The 9,802-nt window shown below is 56.8% G+C and carries 9 protein-coding genes; 3 read left to right on the top strand and 6 right to left on the bottom strand.

Going from position 1 to position 9,802, the window contains the following annotated elements; all coding sequences use genetic code 11:
- From ACLQ7H_RS13515 to priA, 5 genes are all read right to left on the bottom strand, one after another.
- On the bottom strand, positions 1-115 hold a 115-nt coding region (locus ACLQ7H_RS13515; RefSeq protein WP_411753124.1), incomplete at its 3' end, for a hypothetical protein.
- A 12-nt stretch (positions 116-127) separates the two neighbouring features.
- Positions 128-658 carry an ATP-dependent protease subunit HslV gene (gene hslV, locus ACLQ7H_RS13520; protein WP_024527908.1) on the bottom strand — a complete coding sequence of 177 codons (531 nt, stop codon included), beginning with the start codon at positions 656-658 and terminating at the stop codon, positions 128-130.
- Between the two features lie 102 nt (positions 659-760).
- Entirely contained in the window at positions 761-1,711 is a 951-nt protein-coding gene (ftsN, locus tag ACLQ7H_RS13525; RefSeq protein WP_411753120.1) for a cell division protein FtsN, read from the bottom strand.
- A 189-nt stretch (positions 1,712-1,900) separates the two neighbouring features.
- A complete protein-coding gene (gene cytR, locus ACLQ7H_RS13530; RefSeq protein ID WP_411753121.1) occupies positions 1,901-2,929 on the bottom strand; it encodes a DNA-binding transcriptional regulator CytR in 1,029 nt (342 codons plus the stop codon).
- 280 nt (positions 2,930-3,209) lie between these two features.
- On the bottom strand, positions 3,210-5,405 hold the full coding sequence (gene priA, locus ACLQ7H_RS13535; protein ID WP_411753122.1) for a primosomal protein N': 2,196 nt from the start codon (positions 5,403-5,405) through the stop codon (positions 3,210-3,212).
- A 199-nt stretch (positions 5,406-5,604) separates the two neighbouring features.
- On the opposite strand from priA, the gene rpmE reads away from it, so the two are divergent.
- The gene (gene rpmE / locus ACLQ7H_RS13540; protein ID WP_021181895.1) at positions 5,605-5,820 is read left to right on the top strand and encodes a 50S ribosomal protein L31; all 216 of its coding nucleotides are present in this window, start codon (positions 5,605-5,607) and stop codon (positions 5,818-5,820) included.
- A 72-nt stretch (positions 5,821-5,892) separates the two neighbouring features.
- Here the strand turns inward: rpmE and metJ are convergent, their stop codons facing one another.
- Positions 5,893-6,210, bottom strand: a complete 318-nt coding sequence (gene metJ, locus ACLQ7H_RS13545; RefSeq protein ID WP_006317756.1) for a met regulon transcriptional regulator MetJ — start codon at positions 6,208-6,210, stop codon at positions 5,893-5,895.
- Positions 6,211-6,527: 317 nt separating this feature from the next.
- Here metJ and metB point away from each other — a divergent pair, with 317 nt between their 5' ends.
- Positions 6,528-7,688 (top strand): cystathionine gamma-synthase, encoded by a 1,161-nt coding sequence (metB, locus tag ACLQ7H_RS13550; RefSeq protein ID WP_021181896.1) that lies wholly within the window; start codon positions 6,528-6,530, stop codon positions 7,686-7,688.
- A gap of 3 nt (positions 7,689-7,691) precedes the next feature.
- The coding region (locus tag ACLQ7H_RS13555) for a bifunctional aspartate kinase/homoserine dehydrogenase II (RefSeq protein ID WP_411753123.1) at positions 7,692-9,802 on the top strand (2,111 nt) is incomplete at its 3' end.

Genomic DNA, 9,802 nt, shown 5'->3' on the forward strand with positions numbered 1-9,802 from the left:
GCATCCGGCGCCAGCGGTTGCGCAGGGCAATGGCGACAGCACGTTTGGCTTTGTTTTGGCCAATGATGTAGATGTCCAGTTCGCTGACGATCTCGCGTGGGGTCATTTCAGACATGGTATTCGATCCTTACGCTTTGGAAGGCAATTCTTCAATGGTGTGACAATGGTTGGTGTAAATACAGATGTCGCCGGCGATGGTCAGGGATTTCTCCACGATTTCGCGGGCGCTCATTTCGGTATTTTCCAACAGCGCGCGGGCGGCCGACTGGGCATAAGGGCCACCGGAGCCGATCGCAATCAAATCATTTTCTGGCTGGATCACGTCACCATTACCGGTGATGATCAGCGAGGAAGTCTCATCGGCTACCGCCAGCAGTGCTTCCAGCTTGCGTAGCATGCGGTCGGTACGCCAGTCTTTTGCCAGCTCCACGGCCGCTTTCACCAGATGGCCCTGGTGCATCTCCAACTTGCGCTCGAACAGTTCGAACAGGGTGAAAGCATCAGCGGTACCCCCGGCGAAACCGGCAATTACTTTGTCGTTATACAGGCGACGGACTTTTTTGACGTTGCCCTTCATTACCGTGTTGCCCAGTGTGGCCTGGCCATCGCCACCGATCACTACCTGGCCGTTGCGGCGTACGCTTACAATTGTTGTCACGAGCAGACCCTCGTTGCAGACGGAAAGAAGTCCCCGCAGCCTCTGCGTTGGCAGAGACTACGAGGCATATTGAGAGTATAGATGGGGGGAGATTGACGCTTTTCAACCCCCAACGGAGAGGGGAATGCAACTTGACATGCCAATGCCCTTCAGGCGCGACAGGGTTTTGTCTGCGGCTGCGCGGCTGCTGTATGGGCCGAGCATCACGCGATTCCAGCCACCGCCTGCGGTGACCCGGCTTTCAACTCCTTCAAACGCCAGCTGTGCCCGTACCGACTCGGCCTGATCGGCTGCGCGGAACGAACCACATTGCACCATCCACTTCTGCTTAGACTCAGGCTTGGTTTCCGGCTTGGCCGCTTCCGTTTTTACTTCTTGTTTCACTTCTGGCTGACGGGTCTGCACTGGCGGAGTCACGGCCTGTGGTTTTGGTTGCTGTACCTGCGGCTTCGGCTGTTGCACTTGTTGTTGGTGCTGCGGTACCGGTTGTTGCTGCACAGGTGCTGCGCCGCTGTTGAACGGGTTGCGAGGCTGAGTGACCTGCTGTTGCTGCACCGGTGGCGCTATCTGCTGCTGTACCGGCGGTTGTACCTGTTGTGGCCGCCCACCGTTACGCAGCTGGGAAGGATCGTTGTACGGCACTTCAGACAGCTGCGTTGGGCGCTGCTGCATATCGGCCTGCATCTGCTCCAGCAATTGGCGTTGTTCGTCGGTCAACTGAGTTTTGGAATTGACCTCACCCCCAGCCGTCGGCTCGGTAGGTGTCTTGACGCCGATCTGGCGGTTCTCCAGCTCTTTGATATAACGCCAACGCTCTTCCGGCTTCGGTGGCAGACCGTTGCCCGGGCGTGTGCCATGCGTAGGCAACATCGGCGTTTCATCCGGTTTGTTGTGGGTAATGAAATAAAGACCACCGATAAAGACAACCAGAATGGCGACGGCAAGCGCCACCACGGTTTTGGATACCTTTGGAGAACTGCGTTTTTTACGGCTGGGGGTCTTGCGCCGCGCTGCTCCTGAGCGCCCGCGGCCTACATAGTCTCTCTGTGCCACTATAATTCCGCTATGTCGTGATGAGGTTAAAACCTATCCTCTAGCTATTTTATCGGCCATTTTGCGTCAGCTTACTGCCCTGTCGGCAGGCTCCGGGGAGCGTTTCTGGCAAAATGACCACAACAATAATCATTACGCCGGTTTGGCCGGCGCTGGGTCAGCCATGTTACTTAACCCGAAATTATTTGACTAGCGTTTAGGGGCAGCGGTGCTGCCTCTGATGATCAATTCACTGTCCAGTAGCCGGGAACCGCTGTTCACGGTTTGCCCATGCAACTGTTCCAGCAGTAGCAACATCGCCTGCTGGCCAATCTGGAAGCGGGGCTGTGCCACGGTGGTCAGCGGTGGATCGCAATACTGTGCCAGCTTGATATCGTCAAAGCCGACAATCGACAGATCCTGCGGTACCCGCAAGCCCAGCTTTTTCGCCTGGGACAACACGCCGATCGCCATGACATCGCTGTGACAAAAGACCGCCGTTGGCGGTTTCGGCAGCGCCATCAGTGTGGCTAATGCCTGCGCCCCAGCTTCGTAGGTGAAATCACCCCGGGTAATATAGCTGCTTTCGACGGTAATGCCATTACGGCGTAGCGCCTGAATGTAGCCTTGCAACCGATAATGGCTCAGCGGCATCTGTTCTGGCCCGGCGATACAGGCGATCTGTTTGTGGCCAAGCTGGTGCAGATAATGCACGGCTTCAAATGCGGCGGTCAGGTTGTCGATATGCACCGTTGGCAGTTCCAGCTCTGGTGCAAACTCATTGGCCATCACCATTGGTGGCAGGTTGCGCTGTTCTTCTTTGCTGGCGTCGAAAGGCAGGTTGGAGCCGAGCAGCAGCATGCCATCAATTTGTTTGGTGATGATCAGGTTAACGAAGGTGCGTTCCTGCTGGTTTTGCTGCGCACAGTCGCCGATCAGTACCAGATAACCCTGCTGCGCTGCCGTTTGCTCGATCCCCTGGATCACGTCGGCAAAAAACGGATCGCAGATGTCCGGGACGATCACCAGGATGGTGCGGGATTCATTGCGTTTGATATTGCGTGTCAGGGCATGAGGGGAGTAACCCACGGCCAGCACGGCCTGTTCCACTTTCTGGCGCGTTGGCGTTGACACCTTTTCCGGATTCATCAGCGCACGCGACACGGTTGCCGTGGAAACGCCGGCCATTTCGGCAACGTCTTTCATGGTCGCCATGGGTAATTCTTGCTTGTGTTCCAACGCCTTTCTCCTTGCGTCAGCACCCGGCTAACGCGGTTACTTCAGTTTGCTCACAAATTCTGGCATGCAGTGGTGGTGGTGTTATTTTTAGCGTCATCCACATTCAAGCATTCCATTGCCTGGCTGAAAAAATGCCTTCACCGACATTCTAAACAGATTACGGGCCGCTTTTGTTACCTAATTTGCATGAAAAGTGTGACGTAGGAAGGTTTTTTCGAGTTCGCTCGCAAATTGTGGTGTAAACGTTTGCTTTTAACCGTGAAATTAAGAATTTTCTTAATCAGCTATCAATGGGATCAACGTCTAACGTCCATTTAACTTTACGCGCCTGTGGCAGGGTGCCAATCAATGGCAACGTGCTTTTTATCAGGTGCTGTAACAGTTTTCTGGACGGGTGTTGCAACAAGAGTTGCCAGCGGAAGCGACCCCCGCGTTTGGGTTGTAGGGCGGGAACCGGGCCCATTACCCATAGCGAATCATCCTTCAGCGGGCTGGCTTCCAACAGATTGCGCAACTGCTGTAAGAACAGCGGTGCCTGCTGATTGTCGTGATCTTCCGAACGCACGATGATGTGGCTGGTGTAGGGCGGCAGGAAGACGCTGTTACGCTCGGCCAGGGTTTGCTTGGCAAAGGCGTCGTAGCCCTGTTGCAGCAGGATTTGCAGTAACGGATGCTCCGGGTGATGGGTTTGCAGCAGCACTTCGCCCTGTTTACCTGCCCGACCGGCACGGCCTGAAACCTGAGTATAGAGCTGGGCAAATCGCTCGGCAGAACGGAAATCGGCGGAGAATAGCGCGCCGTCCACGTCGAGCAACGCCACCAGGGTGACGTCCGGGAAGTGGTGGCCTTTGGCCAGCATTTGCGTGCCGATCAGGATACGCGGGCCACCACGGTGAATATCGGCCAGATGCTGTTCCAATGATCCCTTGCGGCTGGTGGTATCGCGATCGATCCGGGTAATGGCGGTTTCCGGGAACAGGGGAGCCAACTCGTTCTCCAACTGTTCGGTACCGACGCCGACGGAAACCAGGTTGGTGGTACCGCACTGCGGACACTGATGTGGCACCGGGCGCTGGCTGTCGCAGTGGTGGCAGCGCAGCTGGCGTTGATGTTGGTGGAACGTATAGTAATGATCGCAGCGCTGGCATTCGGCGATCCAGCCACACTCATGGCACAGCAGCGCGGGGGCATAGCCACGGCGGTTAAGGAACAGGATCACCTGATTACCGTTCTTCAGGTGGTGCTGCATGCTTTTCAGCAGGGGCTGAGAGAGCCCGACCTTCAGCGGCAGGCCTTTCAAATCGATCAGATGCTGATTGGCCGGTTTGGCGTTGCCCGCCCGCTGGGTTAGTTTGAGCTGACGGTATTTGCCCAACTGCACGTTGTGCAGCGTTTCCAGTGCCGGTGTCGCCGAGCCCATCACCAGCGGGATATTTTCGGCGTGAGCGCGGAACACCGCCAGATCGCGAGCGTGATAGCGCCAGCCTTCCTGCTGTTTATAGGAACTGTCGTGTTCTTCGTCGATGATGATCACCCCAAGGCGTGAGAAGGGGGTGAACAACGCCGAGCGGGTGCCTATCACAATGGCAGCTTCACCGCTACGGGCGCGAAGCCAAACGGCCAACCGTTCGCTGTCGTTCAGGCCGGAGTGCAGGACTTCTACCGGCGCGTTGAAGCGTTCGCGAAAGCGAGCGATGGTCTGCGGGGTCAGACCGATCTCCGGCACCAACACCAGCGCCTGCTTACCTTTCGCCAGAATATTTTCCAGCACGCTGAGATAAACTTCGGTTTTGCCGGAGCCGGTGACCCCGGCCAGCAGCCAGGCGGCAAACTGATCGTCTTCACTGCGGATAGCGCCCACGGCGGTGGCCTGTTCGGTATTGAGCCGCAGCCGTTCACCGAGTACGGCAAAACCTGGCCGCCAATCCTGCGTTGCCACCGCTTGCGAACGCAGGTCGATCAAGCCTTTGGCACGTAGCGCCTGGAGCGCGCTTTCCGTCAGTTCCAGTTCGCTGACCTGATGGCGATACACCGGGCGTTGCAGTAGTGCCGCCAGTGCCTGTTGCTGCTTTGGCGCACGCTTCAGGCTTTCCGGCGGGGTTGCGCGCCCCTGTTCGGTAGCAAACCATTGCCACAGCGGGGCGGCTTCTGCGGGTTTACCTTGACGCAGTAGAATGGGCAACGCATGGAACAACACTTCACCGATCGGGTAATGGTAGTATTCGCTGGCCCACAGCAGGATGCGCCACAGGCTGGTGGTGAACAGCGAGTCGTTATCCAGCAGGTTATCGATGGGCTTGAGCCTTTCCAGCGGCAGTTCACTGCTTTCGCTGCTGCCGGTGATGATGCCTATCGCCCGTTGCTTTCCCCAAGGCACACTGACGCGCGCGCCGATGACCGGCTGCAGGCCTGCGGGCAGCAGATAATCGAAGGTGCGGGCAAGGGGAACCGGTAGAGCAACGTGTACAACAGGCATGTGGCTGTCCAGGTAGAAAAAAGTGTTGACTAGTTTACACGGTAGGCTGGCAAATGTACGGATCCGATTGCGCGCTACATTTTATTCTGTATAATTTGCCGCCTTTGGTATAATCCCATATCAAAACCTATTATCAACCACGTGTGGTGTCTGGCGGAACAGGGCTGGATAGCGACACGGCCTTAACTGAGGTTCTCCCATGAAAAAAGGTATTCACCCTAAATACGAAGAAGTTACTGCAAACTGCTCTTGCGGTAACGTGATCAAAATCCGCTCTACCGTGGGTCACGATCTGAACCTGGACGTTTGTGGCGAATGCCACCCGTTCTACACTGGCAAGCAGCGTGACGTTGCTACCGGTGGCCGCGTTGACCGCTTCAACAAGCGTTTCAGCGTACCAGGCGTTAAGAAATAAGTTTTCTTATCGTCAGATGAAAAAGGCGCCTTCGGGCGCCTTTTTTCGTTTGTGCCTTCGGTGCAGGCAGGATCAATATTCCCAGGTATCAGGGTCGACACCCAATTCTCGCATCAGTACTTTCGCGGCTTCCGGGATTTCGTCACTGCGTTCTTTGCGCAGGTCTTCATCGTTCGGCAGCGGCTGGCCGGTAAAGGCGTGCAGGAATGCTTCACACAGCAGTTCGCTGTTGGTGGCGTGGCGCAGGTTGTTTACCTGGCGACGAGTCCGTTCATCCGTCAGGATTTTCAGCACCTTCAGCGGAATGGATACCGTGATTTTTTTGACTTGCTCGCTCTTTTTACCGTGTTCAGCGTAAGGGCTGACATACTCGCCGTTCCACTCAGCCATGGGACACCTTAAAATTGTCTGAAAAATACAAAATTCTAAAAACCGGCCAATTATGCCCGATCTTCACTGTGCTCACTAAATAAATGTCTACTTTACGCGATAAGGGTCACTGAATCTGATGATTTAATAGGCTATGCCTATGCATTGTTGGGCTAACATCTTATCGTCATTACAAACCGCCATAATTTTAGCGGGTATTGTCCCTTTGCTCAATCTATACGCAAAGAAGTTTAGATGTCCAGATGTATTGACGTCTATATCCACTGCGGTTAATCTTTAGGCCTCATTCCCCCACTTTCCGAGAGCCGAGCCACCCTATGACGCGTAAACCAGCCACGATTGCCGTACGTAGCGGCCTGAATGATGACGAACAGTACGGCTGCGTCGTCCCGCCGATCCATCTTTCCAGCACTTATAACTTTACCGATTTCAACCAGCCCCGAGCTCATGATTACTCACGCCGTGGTAACCCGACGCGTGATGTCGTGCAGCGTGCGCTGGCAGAGTTGGAAGGAGGTGCGGGGGCGGTGATGACCGGGAGCGGGATGTCGGCGATCCATCTGGTGACCACGGTATTTCTCAAACCGGGCGATCTGCTGGTGGCCCCTCATGATTGCTACGGCGGTAGCTACCGTCTGTTCGATAGCCTGAGCAAACGCGGGGCGTATCGGGTGTTGTTTGTCGATCAAGGGAATGAAGCCGCACTGCGCGATGCGTTGGCACAAAAGCCGAAGTTGGTGCTGATCGAAAGCCCAAGCAACCCGCTTTTACGCGTGGTGGATATTGCCGCCATCTGTAAAGCTGCTCACGAAGCCGGTGCGCTGACCGTGGTAGACAACACCTTCCTCAGCCCGGCGCTGCAACAGCCGATCGAACTGGGTGCCGATCTGGTCGTCCACTCTTGTACGAAATACCTCAACGGTCACTCCGACGTGGTTGCGGGCGCGGTGATTGCTAAAGATAAAGATCTGGCAGTCGAGCTGGCTTGGTGGGCCAATAATATTGGCGTCACCGGCGCGGCATTCGATAGCTATTTGTTATTGCGGGGGATGCGTACCCTGTCGCCGCGTATCAAGGCCGCACAGCATAATGCCGAGGCAATTGTCGGTTATTTACAGCAGCAACCCTTGGTCAAAAAGCTGTATCATCCTTCCTTGCCAGAAAACCCTGGCCATGAGATCGCGTGCCGCCAGCAACGTGGGTTCGGTGCCATGCTCAGCTTTGAACTGGACGGAGATGAAGCGCTGCTGCGCCGTTTCCTGTCTGCTCTGGAGCTGTTTACGCTGGCGGAATCCCTGGGGGGCGTAGAAAGCCTGATCTCACATGCGGCAACCATGACTCACGCCGGTATGGCGCCAGAAGCGCGTGCCGCAGCGGGGATTTCCGAAAGCCTGCTGCGTGTTTCCGTGGGGATTGAAGACAGCGAAGATTTGATTGCCGATCTGGAACAAGCCTTCCAGGCGGCGGCTACGAGGTAAGTCATGAATGCAATTGCGGTAGCAGGGCCGGTTAGCGGGCGTCAACTGCACAAATTTGGCGGCAGCAGCCTGGCAGATGTGAAGTGTTATCTGCGGGTGGCCGGGATCATGGCCGAATACAGTCAGCCGGGTGACATGATGGTAGTGTCGGCGGCGGGTAGCACCACCAACCAACTGATTAGCTGGTTGAAGCTCAGCCAGAGCGATCGTCTGTCCGCGCATCAGGTGCAGCAAACGCTGCGCCGTTACCACAGTGAGCTGATCGGCGGGTTGTTGCCTGCACAAACGGCGGAATCGCTGATTGCCGAATTTATCCACGATCTTGAGCGCCTGGCGATCCTGCTGGACGGCAAGGTTGATGATGCGGTGTATGCCGAAGTGGTGGGGCACGGCGAGATCTGGTCAGCCCGCCTGATGGCTGCGGTGCTGAACAAGCAGGACATGCAGGCGGCATGGCTGGACGCGCGAGATTTCCTCCGTGCCGAACGTGCGGCACAGCCGCAGGTCGACGAAGGCCGTTCCTATCCGTTATTGCAGCAACTGCTGGCACAACATCCGGGCAAACGTCTGGTGGTAACCGGTTTTATTTCGCGTAATGACAGCGGTGAAACCGTGCTGTTGGGGCGCAACGGCAGTGACTATTCTGCCACGCAGGTTGGCGCATTGGCCGGTGTGGAGCGAGTCACCATCTGGAGCGACGTGGCCGGGGTTTACAGCGCGGATCCGCGCAAAGTGAAAGATGCCTGCCTGCTGCCGCTGTTGCGCCTGGATGAGGCCAGCGAATTGGCCCGTCTGGCAGCTCCGGTGCTACATACCCGAACCTTGCAGCCGGTGTCTGGCAGCGATATCGATCTGCAACTGCGTTGCAGCTATCAGCCGGAACAGGGGTCGACCCGTATCGAGCGCGTGCTGGCTTCCGGTACCGGTGCCAAAATTGTGACCAGCCACGATGATGTCTGCCTGATCGAACTCAGCGTTGCGCCGCAGCATGACTTCAAGCTGGCGCAGAAAGAGTTGGATCTGGTGCTCAAGCGTGCGCAGATCAAACCGCTGGCCGTAGGGGTTCATCCTGACCGTAACCTGATCCAGCTGTGCTACACCTCGGAAGTGGTGGGCAGCGTGTTGCGCATTTTGCAGGAGGCCGGATTACCGGGTGAACTGCAACTGCGTGAAGGGTTGGCGCTGGTAGCGTTGGTGGGCGCGGGCGTGTGCAAGAATCCACTGCATAGCCATCGTTTCTATCAGCAGTTGAAGGACCAGCCGGTGGAGTTCATCTGGCAGGCCGAAGATGGTATCAGCCTGGTGGCCGTGCTGCGTCAGGGGCCGACCGGTCTGCTGATCCAGGGCCTGCACCAAACGCTGTTCCGTGCGGAAAAGCGTATTGGCCTGGTGCTGTTTGGCAAAGGAAATATTGGTTCACGTTGGTTGGAACTGTTTGCTCGCGAACAGAAGAATATCTCCGCGCGCAGCGGCTTTGAGTTTAGCCTGGCAGGGGTGGTGGATAGCCGTCGCAGCCTGCTCAATTACGAAGGGCTGGATGCCAGCCGTGCGCTGGCGTTCTTTGAAGATGAAGCCCAGGAGCTGGACGAAGAGTCGCTGTTCCTGTGGATGCGGGCGCACCCGTTCGACGATCTGGTGGTGCTAGACGTCACCGCCAGCGGGGAGTTGGCGGAGCAATATCTGGACTTTGCCAGCTATGGTTTCCATGTGATCAGCGCCAACAAGCTGGCGGGGGCCTCATGCAGCGCCAATTACCGCCAGATCCGCGATGCGTTTGCCAAAACGGGCCGCCACTGGCTGTATAACGCCACCGTGGGGGCCGGGCTACCGGTGAACCATACCGTGCGCGATCTGCGCGACAGCGGGGACAGCATCCTGGCGATCAGCGGCATCTTCTCCGGCACGCTTTCCTGGCTGTTCCTGCAGTTTGACGGCACGGTGCCGTTCACCGAGCTGGTGGATCAGGCTTGGCAGCAGGGGCTGACGGAACCGGATCCGCGTGTTGACCTGTCAGGACAAGACGTGATGCGTAAGCTGGTGATCCTGGCACGTGAGGCGGGTTATGACATTGAACCTAACCAGGTGCGTGTGGAGTCGCTGGTGCCTGCAGGCGC

The organism is Serratia sp. (in: enterobacteria), assembly GCF_046715635.1.
GTDB lineage: Bacteria > Pseudomonadota > Gammaproteobacteria > Enterobacterales > Enterobacteriaceae > Chania.

Coding starts and splice junctions, on each gene's coding strand:
- rpmE (WP_021181895.1), top strand. CDS start 5,605: ATGAAAAAAGGTATTCACCCTAAATACGAAGAAGTTACTGCAAACTGC.
- priA (WP_411753122.1), bottom strand. CDS start 5,405: ATGCCTGTTGTACACGTTGCTCTACCGGTTCCCCTTGCCCGCACCTTC.
- metB (WP_021181896.1), top strand. CDS start 6,528: ATGACGCGTAAACCAGCCACGATTGCCGTACGTAGCGGCCTGAATGAT.
- metJ (WP_006317756.1), bottom strand. CDS start 6,210: ATGGCTGAGTGGAACGGCGAGTATGTCAGCCCTTACGCTGAACACGGT.